Genomic DNA, 25204 nt, shown 5'->3' with positions numbered 1-25204 from the left:
GGCGTCCCTCCCCCGGAACAGCCTGAGCGCACGCAAAAGCGGGGCGGTTCCCGAAGGAACCGCCCCGCTCGGCGTGAGACCGAAAGGTCTTACTTGACGACCTTCGTCACCGTGCCGGCGCCGACGGTGCGGCCGCCCTCACGGATAGCGAAGCCGAGGCCCTCTTCCATAGCGATCGGCTGGATCAGCTCGACCGTCATGTCCGTGGTGTCGCCCGGCATGACCATCTCGGTGCCCTCGGGCAGCGAGATGACGCCCGTGACGTCGGTGGTACGGAAGTAGAACTGCGGGCGGTAGTTCGTGTAGAACGGGTTGTGACGGCCACCCTCGTCCTTCGAGAGGATGTACGCGGTGCCCTCGAAGTTGGTGTGCGGCGTAACCGAACCCGGCTTCACGATGACCTGGCCGCGCTCAACGTCCTCACGCTTGAGGCCACGAAGCAGCAGACCGCAGTTCTCGCCGGCCCATGCCTCGTCGAGCTGCTTGTGGAACATCTCGATACCCGTGACCGTGGTCTTCTGGGTGGGACGGATGCCGACGATCTCAACCTCAGAGTTGATCGCGAGGGTGCCGCGCTCTGCACGACCCGTCACGACGGTTCCACGACCAGTGATCGTGAAGACGTCCTCAACGGGCATCAGGAACGGCTTGTCGCGGTCACGCTCGGGCTCGGGGACCGAGTTGTCGACGGCCTCCATGAGCTCGACGATCTTCTCGGACCACTTCTCGTCGCCCTCGAGAGCCTTGAGGCCCGAGACCTGCACGACGGGAGCGTTGTCGCCGTCGAAGCCCTGCGACGACAGCAGCTCACGAACCTCGAGCTCAACGAGCTCCAGGATCTCCTCGTCGTCGACCATGTCGCTCTTGTTCAGTGCGACGAGCAGGTAGGGAACGCCAACCTGCTTCGCGAGCAGAACGTGCTCACGCGTCTGCGCCATGGGACCGTCAGTCGCGGCAACCACGAGGATCGCGCCGTCCATCTGGGCAGCACCGGTGATCATGTTCTTGACGTAGTCGGCGTGGCCGGGTGCGTCGACGTGAGCGTAGTGACGCGTGGGCGTCTCGTACTCGACGTGCGAGATGTTGATCGTGATACCGCGGTCGCGCTCCTCGGGAGCCGAGTCGATCGAACCGAAGTCGCGCACGACGTTCACGTCCGACGGGTACTTGTCCGCGAGCACCTTCGAGATGGCAGCGGTCAGCGTGGTCTTACCGTGATCGACGTGACCGATCGTTCCGATGTTGAGATGCGGCTTGGTGCGCTCGAACTTGGCCTTAGCCACTATGTCCTCCTCAGGACTGTCAGGGAGAATTTCCGGGCGCTGGATTGCGACCGGTTTCTCTCCGAAATTTGCTTCAGTCTAATAGAAATAGCCTGTGTGAAGTTATATGTACGTGGAGGGGCCGGACATAGGGACCGACCCCTCCCAGAGCCGTCAGAGCGGGGTGAGTGTTACTCGCCCTTGCCCTTCTGGATGATCTCGTCGGCAACAACCTTGGGGACCTCGTCGTAGGAGTGGAACTCCATCGAGTACACGGCACGGCCCGAGGTCTTCGACCGCAGGTCGCCGATGTAGCCGAACATGCTCGACAGCGGGACGAGGGCCTTGATGACCTTCACGCCCTGCGCGTCTTCCATGGACTGCATCTGGCCACGACGCGAGTTGATGTCGCCGATGACGTCGCCCATGTACTCCTCAGGAGTACGGACCTCGACCGCCATGAGCGGCTCGAGGAGAACGGGCTGCGCCTTCTGGATGGCTTCCTTGAAGCCCATCGAGCCGGCGATCTTGAACGCCATCTCCGAGGAGTCGACATCGTGCGATGCACCGTCGGTCAGGGTCGCCTTGACGCCCACCATGGGGTAGCCGGCGAGCACGCCGACGTTCATCGCGTCCTTGAAACCAGCGTCGACGGAGGGGATGTACTCGCGCGGAACGCGGCCACCGGTCACGGCGTTGACGAACTCGTAGACCGTGTCGCCCTCGACCGCAAGCGGCTCGAGCTTGAACTGGATCTTCGCGAACTGACCCGATCCACCGGTCTGCTTCTTGTGGGTGTAGTCGTGACGCTCAACAGCGCGGCGGATCGTCTCGCGGTAAGCCACCTGGGGCTTGCCGACGTTCGCCTCAACCTTGAACTCACGCTTCATGCGGTCGACAAGGATGTCGAGGTGAAGCTCACCCATGCCCTTGACCGTGGTCTGACCGGTCTCGGCGTTGTTCTCGACGCGGAAGGTGGGGTCCTCTTCAGCGAGCTTCTGGATCGCGAGACCCAGCTTCTCCTGGTCGGCCTTCGTCTTCGGCTCGATCGCAACCTCGATAACGGGCTCGGGGAATGTCATCGACTCGAGCACGACCTGGTGGTCGGAGTTGCTCAGCGTGTCACCCGTTGTGGTGTCCTTGAGGCCGATAACCGCGTAGATGTGACCTGCGGTGACCGCGTCAACAGGGTTTTCCTTGTTGGCGTACATCTGGAAGATCTTCCCGATGCGCTCCTTCTTGCCCTTCGTCGAGTTGACGATCTGCGCGCCGGACTCCAGGTGACCGGAGTACACGCGGATGTAGGTCAGACGACCGAAGAAGGGGTGCGTGACAACCTTGAACGCGAGAGCCGTGAAGGGCTCTTCTGCATCCGCGTGACGCTCGATGATGATCGACTCGTCCTTCGGGTCGCGCGCCTCGATAGCGGGCACGTCGAGGGGCGAAGGCAGGTAGTCGATAACAGCGTCGAGCATCGGCTGAACGCCGCGGTTCTTGAAGGCCGAGCCACAGAAGACGGGGTACGCCTCGCCGCTGATCGTCAGCTTGCGAACGCCCTGCTTGATCTCGTCAAGCGTGAGCTCCTCGCCACCGAAGAACTTCTCGAGAAGCGCCTCGTCGGTCTCGGCAACAGCCTCAACGAGCTTCTCGCGGTACTCGACGGCCTTGTCCTGAAGGTCCGCGGGGATCTCCTGCGTCTCGTAGGCGGCGCCCATTGTGACGTCACCCTTCGAGTCACCGGGCCACACGAAGGCCTTCATCGACAGCAGGTCGACGACACCGACGAAGTCGGCCTCGGCACCGATGGGAAGCTGCATCACGAGCGGCTTCGCCTTGAGGCGGTTGATGATGGTGTCGACCGTGAAGTAGAAGTCGGCGCCCATCTTGTCCATCTTGTTGACGAAGCAGATGCGCGGGACGTTGTACTTGTCAGCCTGACGCCACACGGTCTCCGACTGGGGCTCAACGCCCTCCTTGCCGTCGAACACGGCAACAGCGCCGTCGAGAACGCGCAGCGAACGCTCGACCTCGACCGTGAAGTCGACGTGACCGGGCGTGTCGATGATGTTGATCTGGTTCTTGTTCCAGAAGCACGTCACAGCAGCGGACGTGATGGTGATTCCACGCTCCTGCTCCTGCTCCATCCAGTCGGTCGTCGAGGCACCATCGTGCGTCTCGCCGATCTTGTGGTTGACGCCCGTGTAGAACAGGATGCGCTCGGTCGTCGTCGTCTTACCGGCGTCGATGTGCGCCATGATGCCGATGTTGCGGACCTTCTTGAGGTCGGTGAGCACGTCTTGTGCCACTTGCGTTTCCTTACGTGAGAAGAGCCATGAAGCAGGTACGTCGGCTCCGGACCCTCCGGAAGAGGATCCGGAGCCGACGGGTCACGCTGGTGTTTACCAGCGGTAGTGAGCGAACGCGCGGTTCGACTCGGCCATCTTGTGAGTGTCCTCACGACGCTTCACAGCGGCGCCGAGACCATTCGAGGCGTCGAGAATCTCGTTCATGAGACGCTCGGTCATCGTCTTCTCGCGGCGGCCCTTGGCGTAGCTGACGAGCCAGCGCAGTGCGAGCGTGTTGGCACGGTGAGGCTTGACCTCCACCGGCACCTGGTACGTCGAACCACCGACGCGACGGCTACGAACCTCGAGCGTGGGACGCACGTTGTCGAGAGCCTTCTTGAGCGTGGCAACAGCGTCGCCCTCGGCCTTCGCGTCGACACCAGCGAGGGCGCCGTACACGATGCGCTCTGCGATCGACTTCTTGCCGTCAACGAGGATCTTGTTGACGAGCTGCGTGACGATCGGAGCACCGTAAACCGGGTCGTTAACGACGGGGCGCTTGGGAGCAGGACCCTTACGAGGCATCTAACTCAACCCTTCTTTGCGCCGTAGCGGCTACGAGCCTGCTGACGGTTCTTGACGGCCTGGGCATCGAGTGCGCCACGGATGATGCGGTAACGAACACCGGGGAGGTCCTTGACACGACCACCGCGAACGAGCACAAGCGAGTGCTCCTGGAGGTTGTGGCCCTCACCGGGGATGTAGGCCGTGACCTCGGTGCCGTTGCGGAGCTTCACACGAGCGACCTTGCGCATCGCCGAGTTCGGCTTCTTGGGCGTCGTGGTGTACACACGGGTGCAGACACCAGCCTGCTGCGGGTTCGCCTTCAGAGCGGGCGCCTTGGTCTTCGAGACCTTGGGCGAACGTCCCTTGCGAACCAACTGCTGAATAGTTGGCACGTTTCTCCTTGATTCATGCTGCACGGTGACAGCGGGGCGTGAATTTTCACGTCTGACCCACCCGATCCGCACGAGCGTCCGGGGCGTTGAGGTGGTGGGTATGCCGTGGGGGCCAGCCTGTTCGCAGGTTGAATCCCGTGTGTGCAAGCACGCGCATAGAGCGCGCGAAAGCACACCCCACCAGTGTACGGGTGCGATACGCGCCCCGCAAACACGGGCCGGTCACTACCCTGGGGTTATGGAGCGGTCAGTGGAGATGCGCGTGAGCCAGGCGGTCGACGCCTGGCTGCGCTGGCTCCCCCGCTGGCAGCCCGCAACGCACCGCGGTCGCTCCTCGGTATGCCGCCGCTGCCTGGGCTCCCCGGTTCTCTCAGCGGCCGGCATGGCAGAAGACGTCCCCCACGGGGTACAGCACGCTCTCACAACGCGCGTGAAGACGATCATCGATCACGAGGTCGCAGTTTTCACCGAGGCTCATCTGCCGCTGCTGCAAGAGGAGCTCGATCAGCAGGCGGCTCGCAACAAGGCCCGCAGCTACCGCCCGCGGGAGGATCTTCCCCCGGAATTTGAGGGGCTGCCGCTGGATCCGGACCCGGTTCCCGGTCAGCCGTTTCTCTTCACGCTGGCCGGTCTCGAACAAGAATCCGTCGACGAGGCGCCGCCGTTGCCGCCGCTCTCGGAGGAGCACAAGCGCGCCCTGCGCCGCGAGGTCGCCCTCGCCGACGAGTGCGCCGATCGCGTCGGACGCGAGGTCTGTTCGCTGCTGCTGCGCCATCGCACCCGCATCCGCGCGGCCATCGCCGAGTGCGTCGAACCACAGATCAGCCGCCTGCTCTCCGAGCTGACGACGTCGCTCGATGCCCCGTTCGACACGACGGATTAACGGCCAACCTTCACCATTCGTTCACCATCGTCGACGCGCACCGTCGGCGTGTCGCGATCAGCTCACGAGCCGTCTGGTCGGCGCTCCCACGGCCACTTCGGTTTGCCGGCCTCCGTTCGCCGCAGTGCGATCGCGGCCCAACTGGCCACAGCCGCTGCGCCAGCGAAAACGGGCGCGACCCATCCCAGGAGCACCTCGAAGAGAACCGTGCCGACCGTTCCCACGCTGCCGGTTGTCAGCAGGGTCAGCCCGGCCAGAACGATGGCGTGAATGGCAGCTGATGCGAGAGCAATGCCGACGACCGCGAGGAACGAGGGCTTCTCGGGGCGCAACGCGCCCGCCAGCAACAACGCAAACGACACAATCGCTGCTCCCGCCGCCGCATAGGCGGGGAAGATCCCAATGCCGGGCGTCGAGATGACGTATTCGTCAGCGACAAGACTGGCAACGCCCAGGCCGGCCACAAGCAGGGCGAAATACCCCACGGTCGCGAAGGCGACGATCGTGGTGTCCGGCAGTTTCTGGCGGTCACTCATCGCGACTCACACGCTAGGGGGCCTTCGGGCCCTCCTCCATGATCCGCTCGTACTCTTCGAGAGCTTCCTTGTTCTGGCGCGTGACCTTCGCACCGCGGCTCGCGGCCCAGCCACCGAACCAGATCGTGATTTCTCGCGACAGGATGAATGCAATCAAGCCAGGAACGGCGAGCAACGCGCCCTGAACCGACGCGAGGCCCTCCTCGATCGTGACCGTCCAGAACGGGGCACCGATCACACCGGCGATCAGGAACCCTGCCCACGTTGCCGCCGAGATGAGAACGCCGAAAACCACCCAGGTCCACCAACGCGAGCGGTTGACGAAAACACCGAACAGCCAGAACGTGAGCCAGAAGACAACAACGGGAACCCAGAACTGGGCAGAGCTGACGATTTCAAGAATCGTCGCAACGGGGTCGACGCCACCGGCGGGCGCCATGACAAGGGCAACTCCCAGCAGCGCACCGAGGAACAGCCCGCCGAAGACCACCGCTGCGAGAAGGCCGATGAGTCCGGCTGCCGCGCGGTTTCCGCGGCGCCGGGGCGCCTCGGGCGCCTGAACGAAAACGGGGGCGGGCGCCGCCGGGGCAACGACCGGTTCGCTGGCTGTGACCTGAGGGGGCGCGACAGGAGCGGGTTCCGCTGCGGGGGCGTCACTTGCCTGGAAGGCATCGGCCCTGCCAGCAGGTTCGAACCAGGGGCTCTTGTCTGCCGCGGGGGCTTCCGGCGCTCCGGGAGCAACGGGCGCCGCAGTCGCGGTGTCGGACTCGAGACGATCGAGCTCGGCAGCGAGGGCCTCATAGTCGACGGGGTCCGCGGCCGGCTCCGCTGCCGCGGCGTCGGACGATGCCGGCTCAGCCGGAGCCGCCTGGGCCTCAGTCGGTTCGGCGGGAGTCACGGGCGCCGTGGCGTCGTAGATGGGCGTCGATGGGTCGCTCTCGGGAGCCACCGGCTCCTGGGCGGCTGACTGCACATCGCCTCCGGCGTCCTGGCCCTCGATGGGCTCGCCGCTGTCGTTCCTCGAACCCTGAGCGTCACTCATCGCACGCACTCCTCACGGACGGGGTCTTTCCCCTTCCGCGCCAGACTAACGCGCGCGGCGCGACGCGTCACGAAGCCTCGCCGCATCGTGTCGGAGCGGCTCAGGTGTCGGATCTCAACCAGTCGAAGAATCCGACGAACAGACCACTGACGTATTCGCCGACAACGGGCCAGAAGGGGCCACCCGCCCACACCAGAAGCGAAACAACGGCAACGACAACGAGCGTGCCGACAACCGTCGCCACCGTGCTGCGTCCGCCGAGTGCCATACGACCACCGTACGTCGCCTCAGCGGCGACGCACAGGAATTTCCGGTTCGCCGAGGGACAGCATGAGACGGTTCGCCCAGTTGAAGAATGCCGCCCCGCCGATGATGTCGAGGATTTCGGCGTCGTCGAAGCCGGCGGCGCGCAGGCGCGAGACATCTTCGGCTCCGAACCGCGAGAGAATGGAGGCCATGACCTCCGCCATCTCAGGCACGACGCGACGGGCGATTGCGATCGTCGGCGGCGGGCCGCGCGGCGTCTCCCTTCTGGAGCGCATCGGCGCGAACCTCACCGGAACAGATCATCCCGGCCTCGACATCCATATCGTCGACGACACCCAAATCGGCGCCGGCCGGGTCTGGCGCACGGACCAGGACCGTGAGCTGTGCATGAACACGCTGGCACACGCCGTGACGCTGTTCCCCGATCCGTCGGTCACGATGGACGGCCCCGTCGTTGCTGGCCCCACGCTGCATGAGTGGTCGCTTCTGCTTCTGGGCGGCCCGCGGGCGCAGGATGTTCCGCCCGCGCACCGCGCGGCGTTCGACGCCGTGCCCGTACGGGAGGGAATCGCGGACGACTTCCGAACGGAAATCGTCGAACAACGTCCTGAATCTCACCCGAGTCGCGCGCTGTACGGCGAGTACATCTCGTGGGTCTATGCGCACGCCCGACGCGCCCTTCCGGCTTCGGTGACGCTCACGGAACACACCGGCCGGGTCGTCGCCATCGACGACAACGACGGCAGGCAGACGCTGACACTCGGTGACGGGGCGTCGTTCACGGCCGACGCCATCGTCGCCGCAACCGGATGGATACCCCGCGCCGAAACAGCCGAGGAACGCACGATCTCCGCGGCCGTCGCAGAGAACCCCGAGCTGGTGTGGGTCAGGCCGGACAGCCCCGTTGATCAGGACCTCGACGCCGTGCCAGCCGGTGCGAACGCGGTCGTCCGCGGGCTCGGCATGGGGTTCTTCGACGCCATGGCGCTGCTGACCATCGGACGTGGAGGACGCTTCGTGCCCGACGCCAACGCGGATGGCGGCCTGCGCTACGAAGCCTCAGGACAGGAGCCCGTTCTGCATGTGTCGTCACGGCGCGGCGTTCCGTTCCGGGCGAAGAGCCTGCACGGATCGCTTCCGCCCCGCGCCACGCTGCGACACCTGAGGGCGGTCGACTGGGACCGCGTCACCCGTCCGATCGACGTCGACACCGTCATATGGCCGCTGATCCTCAAGGACGCGTTCGCGGACTGGGCCGACGCTCTTGCGCGCGTGCGGCCGGGCGCCATCGACGTCGTCGCGGCGCAGGACTCCATCCGCGATCTGGATCTGGGCACGCGCACAGGACCGCTTTTCGATCGAACGCGCCACATCGCATCGCTGCTATCCGAAGCCGTTTCTCCGCATCTCGCCTCCGGCGAAGAGCCCCTCGATCTGATCGCAGCCGCCTACCCCGGGCAGGGCCGCACGTGGAGTTCTCCCGCCGATGTGGATCGGTGGATCGCTGACTTCGTCACGCACGACCTCGCCGAGGCGGAACGCGGCGCCGATAGCCCCGTAAAAGCAGCGCTGTGGGCGATCTCCGCCGCGCGTGGCTTCACGTCCCGGGTCGGAACCTTCGGAGGTTTCACCGCCGAGTCGCGGGCTTCCGCATATCGCGAATTGATGTCGGTCGGTGCCATGGCAGGGTCCGGCCCTCCCGCGTTCCGCAACCGTCAACTTCTCGCGCTGCAGGCCGCAGGCCTCGTGCACTTCATCGGTCCGGCCGCACGCCTGACGGTGACAGCCGAGGGGTTCCGTTCGGTGTCCGACGCCGTCGACGGGTCACGGATCACCAGCAGTGTCCTCATCGACGCCTGGATGCACAGTCACGACGTTCGCGAAAGCGCCGACCCTCTTGTGCACCAGCTCACGGAAGCCGGGCGCATTCGTCCGTTCCGTGCAGCGTCGTCTGCTTCCGGGTATCGAACAACGGCGGCGTTCGACGTGCGTCCGAGTTCCGGTCGTGCCGTGCGAGCGGACGGCTCAGACGATCCCGCCCTCCACATCGCGGGTATTCCGATCGAAGAAGCGATGCACGACTCGATCATCAGTCCGATGCCGGGCAGTGATCCGACGATGCTGCGCGAAACCGATCGCGTCGCACGATCGCTGATCGCGGTCGCCACTTCGAACACCCTCTCACCGTCAGGAGCACACGCATGACTGCAAACACGTCGCCCATCGCTGTTGTCACGGGAGCGACCGGAGGCATGGGCACTGACATCGTGCGCGACCTCGCCCGCACGCACCGGGTGATCGCGATCGGCCGCAACGAACAGGCGCTTGCCGCGCTGAGCGCCATCCCCTCTGTGGAAACGCGCCAGATCGACCTGCAGAAAACGGCTCGGTTCGCGGAGATCGGCGCCGGCATCGATCGCATCGACGTTCTCGTCCACGCCGCCGCCATCGGTGATCACGTGTCGGTGGAGAACGCCACAGAAGAGGTCTGGCTGGACGCCCTCACGACAAACGTCGTCGCCCCCGCTCTCCTCACCCGCGCACTCCTCCCCCAGCTGCGGGCCGCCGAGGGCACGGTCGTTTTCATCGGTTCCGGCGCCGGAACGAAGCCCGTTCCCGGAAGCGCGGTGTACACCGCCAGCAAGCACGCTTTGCGCGCGCTCGCCGACGTTCTGCGAATCGACGAGGAACAGCACCGGATTCGCGTTGTCACCCTCGCACCCGGACAGACTGATACGCCCATGCTGCGCCGCGGAGCCAGCGGCAATCACTACACACCCGAACGGTACATCCAGCCGTCAACCGTCGCCGAAACCGTGCGGACCATCGTCGAGCTCCCCGCCGACGCACATATCACCGACATCGCCCTGCGCCCCCGTCAGGAGATCGCCCGGCTGTGAGAATCGCAGGCTCTCACCCATTGAGAGCCACGAGCCTCGTGCCGTGCGGCTCCAGCTCGAGAGTGATGGCGCCGTTTATCGCGTCGACGCTTGCCCCGGTCCACAGATCGGTGGCTGATTCCGCGGAAGCACAGCCGACGTCGGCGAGGTTCACCTCGAGCGTCGTCTGCTCGTCCCCCAGCCAAAACACCGCAACGGTCCGCTCGTCCCCGGTGTCTGATGTCCAGATCACCAGGTTGCCGTCGCGCACCGCCTCGCGGCTCACATCGGATTCGAGAAGGGCAAGTACGCGCGGGTTCTGCAGCAGCTCCAGCGTGTGCGCGGGGGTGTCGGGAAGGTGACCGCCAAACATCAGTGGTGATCGCATCATGCACCACAGCGTCAGCATCGTGCATTGTTCCGCCGGAGTGAGCCGCGATAGCCGATCGTCGCCGACGTGCGCACGGATGCCGATGCGTCCGAGCGGCAGCATGTCGGCATCACCCCATGCCCCGGGTCGCTGATGCGGCGCCCAGCGCGCCGCGCGCTGGAACATCTCGCGCAGCTGCGGCCACTCGTCCCAGAGATCATCCGAGACACGCCACATCTGCGATGTCTGGCGAAGGCGTTCCAGATGCTCATGCGAGAGGTGCTTCCCCGGCGAAAGGCTCAGCACCATCGGACGACCGCTGCGATCGATAGCGCGCGAGTACGCCTCGATCTCGTCCCACTGGGGCGGCGGATACAGCACATCGTCGAGCTTGACGAAGTCGACGCCCCATTCGGCGAACAGCGCGAGCTGCGAATCGTAGAAAGCCTGCGCGCCCGGAACCGGATGGTTGATCCCAAAGTTGTCGGGATTCCACGGGCAGAGATTGTTCCGGTCAGCGATCTGCGCGGCCGTTGCCTCTGCACCCAGGATGGGCACGCCGAGTTCGACAGCCTTACGGGGAATGCCCCGCATCATGTGAAGGCCGAATTTCAGTCCGAGCGCATGAACACGATCAGCGAGGGGACGAAACGATCCGTCCGCCGCCGAGGGGAAGCGCTCAGGAGCGGGAAGCTGACGACCCCACGCATCGAGCACGGGATCGGAAACGGGCCGGTAGCCATCCGTTCCCGCGTCGGGCTCGTACCACTGGATATCGACAACGATCGTGTCCCATCCAAACGGCAGCAGATGCTCGGCCATGAACTCGGCGTTGGCGATCACCTCGTCTTCGGTGACGGAACCGCCGAAGCAGTCCCAGCTGTTCCAACCCTGAGGCAGTCGCTACGCCGCCATGGCGCGCTCATCGGTGATCGTCACGGAGACAAGTCAAGCGCATCCCGCCTCCACTGGGTCAACACGGTGTCGAGGGAAGAGATGAGGCGGTCGAAGGTGGCATCGAGATCGCGTTCCAGTTTGAACCCCTCGCTGCCCTCCAAGGAAATAAATCCGTGCAGAGCGCTTCTGACGATCCGGATGGCGTCGGTGAGGTCGTCGCCCTCAAGGTCGTAGGCACGGAGCACCGATCCGAATACCGCGAGAAGAGGCTCAGTAGCGGCCTGCCCCTCGATGTCGTCGCGAGCGGGGGCCGTTTGCAGGGCCGCATAGCGGCCCTGGTGGTCACTGGCCCAGCCACGGAGGCCGCTTGCGAGAGCAGCGAGGGCGTCAACTCCCGAGAGACCAGCACACACCGATGAGAGATCCATCGCCGCCTCTCGGGAAGCAAGACGTGAGATCGCGCGGCGAACGTCGTCGAGATCGTCGACGTGTCGATACACGCCGGGCGGAGCGATCCCCAGTGAGCGACCCAGCTTCGTGATCGTCAGTTCGTGGAAGCCGATCTCATCAGAGAGAGCAGCTGCCTGTGCGACAACTTTCTCGCGCGTCAGCCGACTAACCATGGTTTTCCCCTGACCGGAGGAAGGGAAGAATCATGTCGAGCACGGCCTGAGGCTGCTCGCCCATCGGGTAGTGTCCCGCACCGACAACCATCCGATGCTCGCCATGAAGCGCGTTAGCGACCCACTCAGCTTCTGCGGCTGGATCGGGAAAGTCCCGGTCTTTCTCCCCCATGATGACGAGGGTGTCAGCGGAAACCGTGGCGAGAGCAGCCTCGGCCGGTGCATGCGACGTCCGTGTTGTCGCTTGGAACGCACGCCAACGCCCTGGTCGACGCAGAAGGGCGATTGCGCGGGCGGTATGAGCGGCGTGGTCCAGGGCGCGCGGCTGACCGAACAGCGAGGAATAGTAAGCGCGCCACAGCGTCGGTCCCCAGGGTCGCATCAGCAGCAGCCTCAGCAATAGGCGAGTCGCAGCATTCCCGTGGTCGCGAACAAAGGGGCCGATCAGGACGAGACGCTCCACCATCGGCGGCCGCTGCGCAGCCGCGAGAACCGCGGCAGCGGCGCCCATCGAGTTGCCGATGATGGTGGCCGGCCCGCCGCCCAGCAGATCGATGATGGCAAGGGCGTCGCTTGCGGCCGCCGGATCGTCGTAGGCCGTGAACGTCGCGGAGCTTTCGCCGTGGCCGCGGAGGTCCATCACCGCCACCCGGTACCCCGCTCGGACAAGTCCGGGCACAAGATGGCGAAAAGACGCCCGTGACTCGCCCATGCCAGGAATGCACAGGAGCAAAGGTCCTGCCCCGGATACCTCCACGGCGATGTGCCCGCGTTCACGCTCGACTTCCCATAGATCCATGTTATGAAGCATAACTTAAAGTTATGCACCGTAGCACCACTCGTAGCCACCTGGCTACGGGCATGCCGAAGCGGGGCAAAGCACGATCACGCAGAGATTCGTTTCAGGTCGATCACGCCCGCGGGGGGGGTTGTCCCGGGCGTGGTTTCTCACCGGCCGGTAGATCCTCCGCCGGTCGACCCACTCCGGTGCCTTGACATACGGCGTGCCGTGCCTCATCTGAATCTCCCACCCGCTGGTGTCCAGCCGGTGGTGATGATGCCAACACAAAAGCACCCCGTTATCGGTATGCGTCGGGCCACCACGTGAGTGTTCGGTGACGTGATGCACCTCACACTGCGACGCCGGAACCGCGCATCCCGGGATGATGCACCCACCATCACGCGACGCAATCGCCCGACGCTGATGCGGCGAGAACAACCGTTCCTTCGTGCCGAGCTGAATAATCCGGCCGGCGGTGTCGTAAACGATCTTCTGCACCGACCCCGTGCACGCCGTCCGGTGCGCCACCCGTGCCGGGAGCGCGACCTCGATGCCGTCCGCCCGGCATACCCCGCCGTCGAGGTCTTCCACCGATGCGGTGACCACGAGTGTCGGGGCCGCCCCACCAAGAGTTGGGGCATCGGCCGCGGTTGCGGCCCCGTGGAGGATGCTGGTCAGCGCATCATGGCGCCGCTGGGTGAGGGTCCGAAACTCCGGGATGCTTTCCGTGTCGTCCCACTCGGCGTCCGGAGGTTGCTCTTCGGGGTGAGGCTGGAACCGCATCGGCGACGCCAGATGAGCATCGAACAACCGCTGCAGCACCGCCGCGGTTTCCGGGACGAGATACCCACTCAGCGACACCAACCCATCACGCACACGCCCCAACGACACACCCCGCCCGCGCTCTGCGCGCTCGGCATCGGGGTCGACACCGTCTTGATCAAGGGCCGTGACCCACAGTTCGGTGACATCAACAACATCACGGTGCGTCGCAACGGGTGCGTCTGCCGCAAGATCCCGTGCGGGGCGGGTGGCGAGAGCGACAATGCCCTCCTCCGCCGCGGCGAAGTGCTCCGGATGAGCGGCCCCTCGCGCGTTGACCTTCTCCAGAGCATCGGTGACGTACAGGGCCGAATCAATCCCCATCTCCCCGGCACGAAGCGCCTGCCCGACCTCGGGGAACGCCGCAGGAAGCGGCTCGCCCGTGAGACTCGCCCCGCCGCGGGTGCGCCGGTCAAGGCGCTTCCGGGCGTAGATCGCCGGGCGAGACGCCCCGGTGAGGTACTCCAGCAGCGACGTTCCGCTGGCGCAGTCGTACCGCTGCGACAAGCGCTCCTCCGGCAGCAGGGAACTGGCAGAGCGCACATCGACCTCGCCGGCTACACGCACCCGCAGGGCGTCCGCCAGCCGGCCCAGGCGCTCGACCTCGCGCGTCACGGCAACAAGATCGGCGTCGGAGAGCGCCGCAATGTGATCAACAGACCCCGAGGCGGCGTCGATCGCCGCGCCGATTCCGGCCATCACTCCGGCGGGAGCGGGCGGGGCGGCGAGAACGTTCGACATACCCCCAGCGTACGAACCACCCCTGACATTCGAAGCCGAAAAAGACCCCGTCAATGGTTATTTTCCCGCCGGAATGCACGTATCCGCAACGAGTCCGCGCGTACGCCACCCACACGCGACGATGCCCCCGGATCCGAAGATCCAGGGGCATCGTGTCAGCGAATCACGCCACCGTTAGTTGTACGAACCGCCCGGCTTGGTGAAGTCGTCCGACGAGAACGCGTCGAAGTCGACGTAGCTGTAGTCGCCATCAGCGAAGGCACCGTCCGACGCGAAGATGCGGTTGGGGTACCGCTCACTCTTCGCCTCTTCTGTGGCCTCGACCACCACGTCGCGGTACTTGGCAAGGCCCGTACCGGCCGGGATGAGCTTACCGATGATGACGTTCTCCTTGAGACCGATCAGCGGGTCGCGCTTGCCCTGGAGAGCCGCCTCGGTGAGGACGCGGGTGGTCTCCTGGAACGATGCGGCCGACAGCCACGACTCCGTCGCAAGCGACGCCTTCGTGATACCCATCAGCTCGGGACGACCAGACGCGGGGCGCTTGCCTTCGGCAACAGCCTTGCGGTTGACGTCCTGGTAGTGGCGCATGTCCACCATCTCGCCGGGCAGCAGGTCGGTCTCGGCGTGGTCGACAACCGTGACCTTCCGCAGCATCTGGCGGACGATGACCTCGATGTGCTTGTCGTGAATCGGCACACCCTGCGAGCGGTACACGCCCTGCACGCCGTCCACGAGGTACTTCTGCACCTCGCGAGCGCCCTGCACGCGCATGATCTCCTTCGGGTCGAGCGTTCCGACCTGAAGTGCCTGACCGACCTCGACGCGGTCGCCATCCTCGACGAGAAGCGTTGCACGCTTCAGCACCGGGTAGACGTGCGGCTCGTCGCCGTTGTCGGGCGTCAGAATGATCTTCTTGCCCTTGTCGGTCTCCTCGATGGTGACGCGACCGTTCGCCTCGGCGATCGGCGAAGCACCCTTCGGAGTACGAGCCTCGAACAGCTCCTGCACGCGGGGAAGACCCTGCGTGATGTCGTCTGCACCGGCCGAACCACCCGTGTGGAAGGTACGCATCGTGAGCTGCGTTCCGGGCTCACCAATCGACTGAGCAGCGATGATGCCGACGGCCTCACCGATGTCGACGAGGTTACCCGTTGCCAGCGAACGTCCGTAGCACTGCGCGCAGACACCAACGGCCGACTCACACGTCAGAACCGAACGCACCTTGATCTCGGTGACACCGGCAGCGACAAGCTTGTCGATCAGCGGGTCTCCGATGTCGTCGTTCGTCGTTGCGAGAACTGTTCCGTCCTCGGCAACAACATCCACGGCGAGGCTGCGGGCAAAGACCGCGTTCTCGACGTTTCCGTCCTTGACGAGCGTGCCGTCTTCGAGCTTCTCCGCGATCGGGTAAACGAGACCCTTCGTGGTTCCGCAGTCTTCCTCGCGGATGATGACGTCCTGCGACACATCCACCAGACGACGCGTGAGGTAACCCGAGTCAGCCGTACGAAGAGCCGTGTCCGCCAGACCCTTACGGGCACCGTGCGTCGCGATGAAGTATTCGGCGACCGTCAGGCCCTCGCGGAACGAGGACAGAATCGGACGCGGAATCGTCTCACCACGGGTGTTCGCAACCTGACCACGAATCGCGGAGATGTTACGGATCTGCAGCCAGTTACCACGAGCACCGGACGACACCATGCGGTAGATGGTGTTGTCCTTCGGGAAGGCGTCCTTCATCTCCTGCTGAAGGCGAACCTCCACCTCCTTACCGACCTCGGCGAGTGCCGAACGGAACTCGGCCGCGTTGGCGAAGGTGGTGCCCTTGTCGTACTGCGCCGTGAGCTTTGCAGCCTTGGCCTCGTACTCAGCGACGATCTCGGCCTTGCTGTCAGGCGTGACGATGTCGCTCATCGCGACCGTGACACCCGAACGCGTTGCCCAGTAGTAACCGGCGTCCTTGATCTTGTCGAGCGTCTCAGCCGTGACCGTCTTCGGGAATTCCTCGGCCAGCTTGTTGACGATCTGCGAGAGCTTGCTCTTATCAGCCTGCTCACGCACGAACGGGTAGCCCTTGGGGAGCTGCGCGTTGAAGATCATCTGTCCGAGCGATGCGTCGACGAGACCGTGGGTGTCGTAGTCCGCGGGGGCGTCGCCCTCGAGGAACGTCAGACCCGGCTGGAAGATACGCGCACGAGCCTGCAGGCCGAGCGTGCCCTCTTCATAAGCCATCTGCGCCTCTTCGACCGAACCGAAGACGCGACCCTCACCGGCCTGCCCCTCCACAACGGTCGAGATGTGGTGCAGACCGATGATCATGTCCTGCGAGGGGAGCGTGACCGGACGGCCATCCGACGGCTTCAGGATGTTGTTCGATGCGAGCATCAGAACGCGTGCCTCAGCCTGTGCCTCCACCGAGAGGGGGAGGTGAACAGCCATCTGGTCGCCGTCAAAGTCGGCGTTGAACGCAGCACACACGAGCGGGTGCAGCTGAATCGCCTTACCCTCAACGAGCTGCGGCTCGAACGCCTGGATGCCCAGACGGTGCAGCGTGGGTGCACGGTTCAGAAGAACCGGACGCTCACGGATGACCTCGTCGAGCACGTCCCAGACCTCGGGACGTGTGCGCTCAACGGCACGCTTCGCGGCCTTGATGTTCTGCGAGTGACCGAGGTCGATCAGGCGCTTGATGACGAACGGCTTGAACAGCTCGAGCGCCATCTGCTTGGGCAGACCACACTGGTGCAGCTTGAGCTGCGGGCCGACCACGATGACCGAACGGCCCGAGTAGTCGACACGCTTACCCAGCAGGTTCTGACGGAATCGACCCTGCTTACCCTTCAGCATGTCGCTGAGGGACTTCAGGGCACGGTTTCCTGTGCCCGTCACGGGACGACCACGGCGGCCATTGTCGAACAGTGCGTCGACGGCCTCCTGCAGCATGCGCTTCTCGTTGTTGACGATGATCTCGGGAGCACCGAGGTCGATCAGACGAGCCAGACGGTTGTTGCGGTTGATCACACGGCGGTAGAGGTCGTTGAGGTCGCTCGTTGCGAAGCGGCCACCGTCGAGCTGCACCATCGGGCGCAGCTCCGGCGGGATCACGGGAACGACATCCAGCACCATCGCGGCCGGCGACATGCCGGTCATGAGGAACGAGTTGACGACCTTCAGGCGCTTGATCGCGCGGATCTTGCGCTGGCCCTTGCCCTCAGAGATCTGCAGGCGCAGAGCGTCTGCCTCAGCCGCGAGGTCGAACGCCGCGAGGCGTGCCTGCAGCGACTCGGCGCCCATGCGGGCGTCGAAGTACTGACCGAAGCGGTCCTGCAGCTCCTGGAAGACGTCGTCTTCCGCCTTGAGCTGACCGGGCTCGAGCGAGCGGAATTCCTCCCACATGCGCTCGAGCTTGGAGACCTGCTCATCCGCGCGCTTGCGGATGGTAGCCATCTCCTTCTCGGCTGCGTCCTTGACCTTGCGCTTCTGATCGGCCTTGGCGCCCTCTTCCTCCAGAGCAGCGAGGTCTTCCTCGAGCTTCTGCAGGCGAGCGGCAACACGAGTGTCACGACGGTCGCTGACCGCCTTGATCTCGAGGCGCAGGTTGGCCTCGTGCGTCGGCATGTCACGGTGACGAGCGTCGTCGTCAACCGAGATCACCATGTAGGCAGCGAAGTAGATGACCTTTTCGAGGTCCTTCGGTGCCATGTCCAGCAGGTAGCCGAGGCGCGAGGGAACACCCTTGAAGTACCAGATGTGCGTGACGGGCGCGGCGAGCTCGATGTGGCCCATGCGCTCGCGACGGACCGAGCTCTTGGTGACCTCGACACCGCAGCGCTCGCAAACGATGCCCTTGAAGCGAACCCGCTTGTACTTTCCGCAGGCGCACTCCCAGTCGCGGCTCGGTCCGAAGATCTGTTCGCCGAACAGACCGTCCTTCTCGGGCTTCAGGGTGCGGTAGTTGATGGTCTCGGGCTTCTTGACCTCGCCATAGGACCAGCGACGGATGTCGTCGGCGGTTGCCAGGCCGATGCGAAGCTCATCGAAAGAAGTTGCGTCGAGCAATTGAGTCTCCTGTGTGGGAAATCTTTATATCGGCCGGCTGATCAGATCTCGTCGATCGAGGCGGACTCGAATCGGCTCGAGATGTTGATGCCGAGCTCCTCCGCTGCGCGGAAGGCCTCATCGTCGGTGTCCCGCAGGCTGACGGGCTCGCCGTTGGCGCCGAGAACCTCGACGTTCAGGCAGAGCGACTGCATCTCCTTCATGAGCACCTTGAAGGACTCGGGGATGCCGGGCTCCGGAATGTTCTCGCCCTTGACGATCGACTCGTACACCTTGACGCGGCCGAGGATGTCGTCGGACTTGACCGTCAGCAGCTCCTGGAGCGCGTATGCGGCGCCGTAGGCCTCAAGGGCCCACACTTCCATCTCACCGAAGCGCTGGCCACCGAACTGGGCCTTACCACCGAGAGGCTGCTGCGTGATCATCGAGTACGGACCCGTCGAACGCGCGTGGATCTTGTCGTCGACAAGGTGGTGCAGCTTCAGGATGTACATGTAGCCGACCGCAATGGGGTGCGGGTAGGGCTCGCCTGTACGACCGTCGAAGAGACGTGCCTTGCCCGATGCGTCAATCAGGCGATCGCCGTCACGCGTCGGAATCGTCGACTCGAGCAGACCCGTGATCTCCTCCTCGCTGGCACCGTCGAACACCGGGGTGGCGACAGGCGTGCGGGGAGCAACGTCACGGAACTCCTCGGGCAGGTTGATGGCCCACTCGGGGTTACCCTCGATCTTCCACCCCTGCGCGGCAATCCAGCCCAGGTGCACCTCGAGAACCTGACCGAAGTTCATTCGACCGGGGATACCGAGGGGGTTGAGGATCACGTCGAGCGGCGTGCCGTCCTCGAGGAAGGGCATGTCTTCCTCGGGCAGGATACGCGCGATGACACCCTTGTTGCCGTGGCGACCAGCGAGCTTGTCACCCTCGGTGATCTTGCGCTTCTGGGCGATGTAGACGACAACGCGGCGGTTGACACCCGAGCCCAGCTCGTCGTCACCCTCTTCTGCGTCGAATTCCTTCACCGCGATGACGGTTCCCTGCTCACCGTGGGGCACCTTCAGCGATGTGTCGCGAACCTCGCGGCTCTTCTCGTTGAAGATCGCGCGGAGCAGACGCTCTTCCGCCGACAGCTCGGTCTCACCCTTGGGCGTGACCTTGCCGACGAGGATGTCGCCGGGACGAACCTCGGCGCCGATGCGGATGATGCCGCGCTCGTCGAGGTCCTTCAGCAGCTCAGGGCTGACGTTGGGGAGGTCACGGGTGATCTCCTCCTTGCCGAGCTTCGTGTCGCGGGCGTCAACCTCGTACTCCTCGATGTGAATCGAAGTGAGGGTGTCGTCCTTCACGAGACGCTGGCTGAGGATAATCGCGTCCTCGAAGTTGTAGCCCTCCCACGACATGAACCCGATCATCAGGTTCTTGCCGAGTGCGAGCTCGCCGTTGTCGATCGACGCACCATCGGCGATGACCTCGCCGGCCTCGACGCGGTCGCCAACGCGAACGACGGGCTTCTGGTTGTACGTGTTGCCCTGGTTCGAACGAGCGAACTTGTCCAGGAAGAAGTCGCGCGTTCCGCCGTCGTCCAGCTGAACCGACACATAGTCGGCCGTGACGTCGATGACGACACCCGCCTGATCGGTTGTGACAAGGTCACCCGAGTCGATTGCGGCGAACTTCTCCATGCCGGTTCCGACGAGCGGCGCCTCGGTTTCGAGGAGCGGCACCGCCTGACGCTGCATGTTGGCGCCCATGAGGGCGCGGTTCGCGTCATCGTGCTCGAGGAACGGAATCAGGGCCGTTCCGACCGACACCATCTGGCGCGGCGAGACGTCCATGAAGCTGACCTCGTCCGAGGGGATGAGGTCGACCTCGTCACCCTTCTGACGGGCGAGAACACGATCGTTCACGAAGGAACCATCGGCGTTCAGCTGCGTGTTCGCGGGCGTGACGTTGAACGCCTGCTCCTCGGCAGCGGACAGGTACTCGATCTTGTCGGTGACCTTGCCGTCGATAACGCGACGGTACGGGGTCTCGATAAAGCCGAACGAGTTGATGCGACCGAACGTCGCGAGACGACCGATCAGACCAATGTTCGGGCCTTCAGGAGTCTCAATGGGGCACATGCGGCCGTAGTGCGACGGGTGAACGTCGCGGACCTCAACACCGGCACGCTCACGCGACAGACCACCCGGGCCCAGAGCCGACAGCGTGCGCTTGTGCGTGATGCCGGAGAGCGGGTTGTTCTGGTCCATGAACTGCGACAGCTGGCTGGTTCCGAAGAACTCCTTGATCGCAGCCACGACAGGACGCACGTTGATCAGAGTCTGCGGCGTAATCGCCTCGATGTCCTGCGTGGTCATGCGCTCGCGGACAACGCGCTCCATGCGCGACAGACCGGTGCGGACCTGGTTCTGGATCAGCTCGCCGACGGCGCGGATACGACGGTTGCCGAAGTTGTCGATGTCGTCGATCATGATCGGCTTGTCGACAACCTCGCCGCCACGGCCGAGCCCCTCGAACGTCTTGTCGCCACGGTGCAGACGCACCATGTACTTGATCGTTGCGACGATGTCATCGAGCGTCAGCACCGAGTCGCTGAGGGGGGTGTCAAGGCCCAGCTTCTGGTTCAGCTTGAAACGGCCGACCTTTGCCAGGTCGTAGCGCTTGGAGTTGAAGTAGAAGTTGTCCAGCAGCGAACGTGCGGCTTCTGCCGCAACCTGCTCGCCCGGACGAATCTTGCGGTAGATGTCGCGGAGGGCATCTTCCTGCGTCAGGACCGTGTCCTTGGCGAGGGTGTCCTCGATCGTCTCGATGCCGGCGAACTCCTCGAGGATCTGCTCGCTCGTGAGGCCGAGTGCCTTGAGGAAGACCGTGACCGGCTGCTTGCGCTTGCGGTCGATACGGACGCCGACCTGATCGCGCTTGTCGATCTCGAACTCGAGCCATGCGCCACGACTCGGGATGATGCGAGCCGAAACGATGTCCTTATCGGACGTCTTGTCGGCGTTCTTGTCGAAGTAGACACCGGGCGAACGCACGAGCTGCGACACGACGACACGCTCGGTGCCGTTGATGATGAACGTACCCTCGCGGGTCTGCAGCGGGAAGTCACCCATGAACACCGTCTGGGTTTTGATCTCACCCGTCTGGTGGTTCATGAACTCAGCCTCGACGTAGAGCGGAGCCGCGTAGGTCTTGCCGCGGTCCTTGCACTCGTCGATCGTGAACTTCTCGGGCTCGAGATAGGGGTTCGTGAACGACAGCTGCATCGTCTCGCCGAGGTCCTCGATCGGAGAGATCTCCTCGAAGATCTCCTCGAGACCGCTGCGCTCGGAGACGTCGTTGCGTCCCTCTGCCTTGGACTGCTGAACCTGAGCCTTCCAGGCGTCGTTACCGACGAGCCAATCGAAAGATTCAGTCTGAAGCGCCAGAAGGTCAGGGACCGTCAGCGCGTCTGTAACTTTGGCGAAGGACAGACGCTGTGCGTCGCGTCCGTTCTTGGTGGTGGGAGTGGATGCGTTGCGCGAAGCAGCCAAGGGTATGACCTCCGTGGGCCCGTAAAGGGCCGCTAGATTCCTTGCCGACAGGGTGAGGTGCGCTCATCCGTCGTTTTTCCATGACCCGCGCCGCCGTATCTGCGGGGATCACATGAAGTTCCAGCCGACCACCATATGAAGGCAAGGAAGACCCAATGAGCGCAAATACTGACATTACCGGATAAGACACGCGGTGTCCACCTCGGTAGTTGACTCGGATTTTTCTGTCAGGTATAACCGCCCGCGGCCTGTTTCTCGGAACGATCCGCGAGGCGCGAGGCGCGGAATCGCGGGGCATCCCCTAGCCTGGGGGCATGGATCGTTGGCCGTGGCACCTGACGAGCGAGAAAGCGTGGCCCGCATCGGGCACCACCGTGAAAACGGGGGTGATGCGCCTGATCGAGGAAGCGCGATCAGACGGCATCGATATTCGATGGAACGGCGCGCCCGGCATCGCCGTCAGCTCATCGCCCTTCACCCCACGAGCCAATATCGGTCGCATCTCCGTTGATCTCACAGGATCCGAGATCACGATCGACGGCGAGAAGCTCGCCGCGATGGCAACAGACTGGATTCCGGATCCCGATGAGGACGAGGTTGTCTCTCGGGTCACGGGAATCCTCGGCGAGAAACACGTCCGCGCCGATCCCGTCACCATCAACGGACACCAGATGCGCGTCGACATGACGATTGAGGACGCACCACTCGAGTGGATCGCCGTGCGGCGCGGAGGGCAGCTCCTCGGCACCTTCGGCGAGGGCCACGACGACGAACGACGAGCGACGGGGCGATTCCGCTTCTCGATGCACCAGGATGACCTCAACGACCTGGTGATGTCGCTCGCCGCCCCCGCAGTGAAAAAGGCGATCCGGCTCGGATCCCTCACGGCCGCGAAGGTGTCCGTGCAACCAACTGGCCAGCGTCGCTTTACCGTTGCCGCAGGAATCGCCGCTCGCCTGGCAATTCTGAAATTTTCCGCGCGCGTGGGATTCGACATCGAGCTCTCCGCGGACGGCTCCGAGATCACCGTCCACCACGCCGCCGCAACGTCGAAGCGCCTGCTGTCAAAGCTCGCACTGCTCCCGCTGCGCGATCAGTTCCGCCGTCTCGCGGGGCGCACGGTTCCCCTGGGTGACGATGAACTGCGCGTGCACGGCGTCACCGTCGATGTCACGGACAACAACCTCACGGTCGCAGGCCGCGTCCGCGCGGCGTAGGTATCTGGCACCTATCGGCGCCAGACCAGCACCCCGGGAGCGACACCAATGAGAGTCGTCAGCGCTGTCGCGCACACGGCGAGAACGAGGTAGACAAGCGCTGTCGTTCGCACGCCCTTCCACCGCTCCCCCTGATCCGGATGTGCGTCGGGTGACGCGGTGATCGCCGCGGTGATCGCGCCCAGATTGATGCCGGATCCCCCGAACGGTGCCGCAGCGATTGTGCCGAGCCCCGTGACGGTCATCGCCTGACGCCACGGAACGCGATACCCGTACGACGCGAGAATCGCATCAGGACCAGCCAGACGACAATAATCGGGAGGATTTCGACGGGACTGATCACCACCTCACGGACCGGTGCGAGACACAGCTGCACGAGAACTCCCGCCAGCATCGCCTGAGCGACCGCCGGAGGGATGCGCGATACCAGGCGGCTGAGCATCGGCCACAGGCCCGTGATCACGATGAGAACGCCCGAGACGATGAACGCGCCGACGGCCGCGGGGAAGCCTCCGGCCGGAACGGCCCCGGCCGCGAGCAGCGCGGCGCCCGGCGTCGACCACGCGATGAGCACGGGAACGCGTGTACGCCACGTTGTCCACAGCATGGCCACCGCCTGCGCCAGGCACAGCGCGACGAGGCCCGATGCTGCCTGAGCGGGCGTTGCTCCCACCGCCGCGAGCCCGGCAAGAACAACGGCCGAACTGCTCGCGAACCCCACGAGCGCCGCCGTCACACCCGCGAGCGTCGTCCATCCAGCCTACATTTCGCCAGCGTAGAGCGTGCTCGAGTTTTCGCGCGCCTCAGTTGCGAGGCGTTTGCGCCGCGAGTCGGTCAGCGCGCGTGATCTCGCGGCGGTGCCACCGGAACACATACCGGGCGTCGAAACCCGACGCGCACTTCACGCATGAGGAGGCGCGGGACGGACGGCGATGACGATAGACAACGTGCCCACCGGGACACGTGCCCACCCACGGGGCCAGTTCGATCGCCGTCTCGCCATGATGGGTGGTTCCACCGACGTATCCGAGCTCGCGCGCAATGCGCTTCCACTCCCGCCCGTGGCCCGCTTCTGGGCCCGCGATCGCATGAGCGACCTCATGAAGCAGTGTCTGATGCACATCGTCATCACTGAATCGCGCCGCGAGGTATCGCGAAACCGAAATCCGCTTCGTCGTGTAGTTGCAGAGCCCGGCGCGGCGCTTGGCGTTGTCGAAGCCGAACGCCCATGTGTCGTCAAGGTGCAGACGAATGAGGGCATCCGCCCACACCTGCACGCGCTTCAAATCTGACACGTTCTCAGATTACGTCCCGGCCCCTGACACGGACGCGATGAGCGTCAGCTGGCGAACAGCCCGCGGCTCGTGGATCGCTTCCGCTCGGCGGCCTCGATGAACCCCATCGTGATCTCGAGCTGTTCGTCGTCCGCCCCGAGTTCCTGACGCAGAAACAGCTCGCGCTTGAAGTCTTCGCGTGCGCCGTCATAATCGCCGGCGTCGTAGCGAGCCTTGCCCCGGTGGGAGTGCGCGAGTGCGCTGATGCGTTCCCATCGCTGCCCCTCGGCCTCTTCAATGCAGGCCGTCAGCTCGGCCTCGGCTGCCGTGTAGGCACCGCGGTGCTGGTTGACGGTGGCGTGAATGATGCGGGCATGTAGCAGATCGCGGCGCGTGCCAGACATGCGCGCCAGACGCACGGTTCGCTCGGAGATCTCCAGCGCCTCGTCGAGCTCGCCGAGCACCTTGAACAGCCAGACCTGCTCCAGTTGGTCCGGAAAGCTTCGCTGCCTGCTCACCTCAACGAGACGCTCGTACACGGCCTCGCGATCGATGACCTCACGCAGCGTCTCGGGGTCGTATCCCTGGATGAAGCCCACGCGTCGTCCCTTCTCACTGATCACAAGACGTGACAACCAGTCTGCCTGGTCACGACCAGGTAACAGGGTCGGCGCGCTGATGACCCGGCGTGTCGGCCTCATGACCACCCCGCGAACGGCACACTTACCGCCCATTGGGTTAGATAGTCGCGCACCACTCGAACAAACC

The 25204-nt window shown here is 64.5% G+C and carries 21 protein-coding genes and 1 pseudogene; 4 read left to right on the top strand and 18 right to left on the bottom strand.

The window, feature by feature from the left end; translation table 11 throughout:
* Window positions 1-89: 89 nt before the first annotated feature.
* The 4 genes from tuf to rpsL form a co-directional block, all read right to left on the bottom strand.
* On the bottom strand, window positions 90-1283 hold the full coding sequence (gene tuf / locus G6N81_RS09705; protein ID WP_165136180.1) for an elongation factor Tu: 1194 nt from the start codon (window positions 1281-1283) through the stop codon (window positions 90-92).
* Window positions 1284-1453: 170 nt separating this feature from the next.
* The gene (gene fusA / locus G6N81_RS09700; RefSeq protein WP_165136178.1) at window positions 1454-3568 is read right to left on the bottom strand and encodes an elongation factor G; all 2115 of its coding nucleotides are present in this window, start codon (window positions 3566-3568) and stop codon (window positions 1454-1456) included.
* Between the two features lie 93 nt (window positions 3569-3661).
* A complete protein-coding gene (gene rpsG / locus G6N81_RS09695) occupies window positions 3662-4132 on the bottom strand; it encodes a 30S ribosomal protein S7 (RefSeq protein WP_165136176.1) in 471 nt (156 codons plus the stop codon).
* A gap of 5 nt (window positions 4133-4137) precedes the next feature.
* Window positions 4138-4506: a 30S ribosomal protein S12 gene (gene rpsL, locus G6N81_RS09690; RefSeq protein WP_165136174.1), complete on the bottom strand. Its 369-nt coding sequence runs from the start codon at window positions 4504-4506 to the stop codon at window positions 4138-4140.
* A gap of 238 nt (window positions 4507-4744) precedes the next feature.
* Between rpsL and G6N81_RS09685 the strand changes: the two genes are divergently transcribed.
* A complete protein-coding gene (locus G6N81_RS09685) occupies window positions 4745-5389 on the top strand; it encodes a spermidine/putrescine ABC transporter substrate-binding protein (protein WP_165136172.1) in 645 nt (214 codons plus the stop codon).
* 62 nt (window positions 5390-5451) lie between these two features.
* Here G6N81_RS09685 and G6N81_RS09680 read toward each other — a convergent pair whose 3' ends face one another.
* The 4 genes and pseudogenes from G6N81_RS09680 to G6N81_RS09665 all read right to left on the bottom strand — a co-directional run.
* Window positions 5452-5925: a hypothetical protein gene (locus G6N81_RS09680; protein ID WP_165136170.1), complete on the bottom strand. Its 474-nt coding sequence runs from the start codon at window positions 5923-5925 to the stop codon at window positions 5452-5454.
* A 13-nt stretch (window positions 5926-5938) separates the two neighbouring features.
* Complete coding sequence (locus G6N81_RS09675) at window positions 5939-6967, bottom strand: ABC transporter (RefSeq protein WP_165136168.1); 1029 nt, start codon at window positions 6965-6967, stop codon at window positions 5939-5941.
* 100 nt (window positions 6968-7067) lie between these two features.
* Window positions 7068-7235 (bottom strand): hypothetical protein, encoded by a 168-nt coding sequence (locus G6N81_RS09670; protein WP_165136166.1) that lies wholly within the window; start codon window positions 7233-7235, stop codon window positions 7068-7070.
* Window positions 7236-7254: 19 nt separating this feature from the next.
* Window positions 7255-7386: pseudogene (locus G6N81_RS09665) on the bottom strand (alkylhydroperoxidase domain protein); the annotation flags it as partial.
* A gap of 37 nt (window positions 7387-7423) precedes the next feature.
* Here G6N81_RS09665 and G6N81_RS09660 point away from each other — a divergent pair.
* A complete protein-coding gene (locus tag G6N81_RS09660; protein ID WP_165136163.1) occupies window positions 7424-9439 on the top strand; it encodes an FAD/NAD(P)-binding protein in 2016 nt (671 codons plus the stop codon).
* Complete coding sequence (locus G6N81_RS09655) at window positions 9436-10134, top strand: SDR family oxidoreductase (protein WP_165136160.1); 699 nt, start codon at window positions 9436-9438, stop codon at window positions 10132-10134. Before G6N81_RS09660 ends, G6N81_RS09655 begins: the two co-directional genes overlap by 4 nt.
* 13 nt (window positions 10135-10147) lie before the next feature.
* On the opposite strand, the gene G6N81_RS09650 is transcribed toward G6N81_RS09655, so the two are convergent.
* From G6N81_RS09650 to rpoB, 6 genes are all read right to left on the bottom strand, one after another.
* Entirely contained in the window at window positions 10148-11326 is a 1179-nt protein-coding gene (locus G6N81_RS09650) for a glycoside hydrolase family 27 protein (RefSeq protein WP_338143994.1), read from the bottom strand.
* Window positions 11327-11418: 92 nt separating this feature from the next.
* Complete coding sequence (locus G6N81_RS09645; RefSeq protein ID WP_165136157.1) at window positions 11419-12003, bottom strand: TetR/AcrR family transcriptional regulator; 585 nt, start codon at window positions 12001-12003, stop codon at window positions 11419-11421.
* Window positions 11996-12802 (bottom strand): alpha/beta fold hydrolase, encoded by an 807-nt coding sequence (locus G6N81_RS09640; RefSeq protein WP_165136154.1) that lies wholly within the window; start codon window positions 12800-12802, stop codon window positions 11996-11998. Before G6N81_RS09640 ends, G6N81_RS09645 begins: the two co-directional genes overlap by 8 nt.
* A gap of 54 nt (window positions 12803-12856) precedes the next feature.
* Window positions 12857-14347, bottom strand: coding sequence for an HNH endonuclease signature motif containing protein (locus G6N81_RS09635; RefSeq protein ID WP_165136151.1), 1491 nt, complete (start codon window positions 14345-14347; stop codon window positions 12857-12859).
* A 174-nt stretch (window positions 14348-14521) separates the two neighbouring features.
* Entirely contained in the window at window positions 14522-18409 is a 3888-nt protein-coding gene (gene rpoC, locus G6N81_RS09630; protein WP_165136148.1) for a DNA-directed RNA polymerase subunit beta', read from the bottom strand.
* Window positions 18410-18450: 41 nt separating this feature from the next.
* A complete protein-coding gene (rpoB, locus tag G6N81_RS09625; protein ID WP_165136145.1) occupies window positions 18451-21945 on the bottom strand; it encodes a DNA-directed RNA polymerase subunit beta in 3495 nt (1164 codons plus the stop codon).
* Between the two features lie 314 nt (window positions 21946-22259).
* Here rpoB and G6N81_RS09620 point away from each other — a divergent pair, with 314 nt between their 5' ends.
* On the top strand, window positions 22260-23162 hold the full coding sequence (locus G6N81_RS09620) for a hypothetical protein (protein ID WP_165136142.1): 903 nt from the start codon (window positions 22260-22262) through the stop codon (window positions 23160-23162).
* Between the two features lie 11 nt (window positions 23163-23173).
* Here the strand turns inward: G6N81_RS09620 and G6N81_RS12595 are convergent, their stop codons facing one another.
* From G6N81_RS12595 to G6N81_RS09605, 4 genes are all read right to left on the bottom strand, one after another.
* Window positions 23174-23407, bottom strand: coding sequence for a benzoate/H(+) symporter BenE family transporter (locus G6N81_RS12595; RefSeq protein ID WP_206527950.1), 234 nt, complete (start codon window positions 23405-23407; stop codon window positions 23174-23176).
* Window positions 23404-23898: a benzoate/H(+) symporter BenE family transporter gene (locus tag G6N81_RS09615; protein WP_206527868.1), complete on the bottom strand. Its 495-nt coding sequence runs from the start codon at window positions 23896-23898 to the stop codon at window positions 23404-23406. Before G6N81_RS09615 ends, G6N81_RS12595 begins: the two co-directional genes overlap by 4 nt.
* A gap of 67 nt (window positions 23899-23965) precedes the next feature.
* Window positions 23966-24457: a SprT-like domain-containing protein gene (locus tag G6N81_RS09610; RefSeq protein ID WP_165136139.1), complete on the bottom strand. Its 492-nt coding sequence runs from the start codon at window positions 24455-24457 to the stop codon at window positions 23966-23968.
* A gap of 44 nt (window positions 24458-24501) precedes the next feature.
* Window positions 24502-25137, bottom strand: coding sequence for a hypothetical protein (locus G6N81_RS09605; RefSeq protein ID WP_245324914.1), 636 nt, complete (start codon window positions 25135-25137; stop codon window positions 24502-24504).
* Window positions 25138-25204 lie beyond the last annotated feature (67 nt).

Origin of the sequence: Microbacterium amylolyticum, assembly GCF_011046975.1 — a bacterium.
Classification (GTDB): Bacteria; Actinomycetota; Actinomycetes; order Actinomycetales; family Microbacteriaceae; genus Microbacterium; species Microbacterium amylolyticum.
This window is presented reverse-complemented; position numbering and strand designations above follow the sequence as displayed.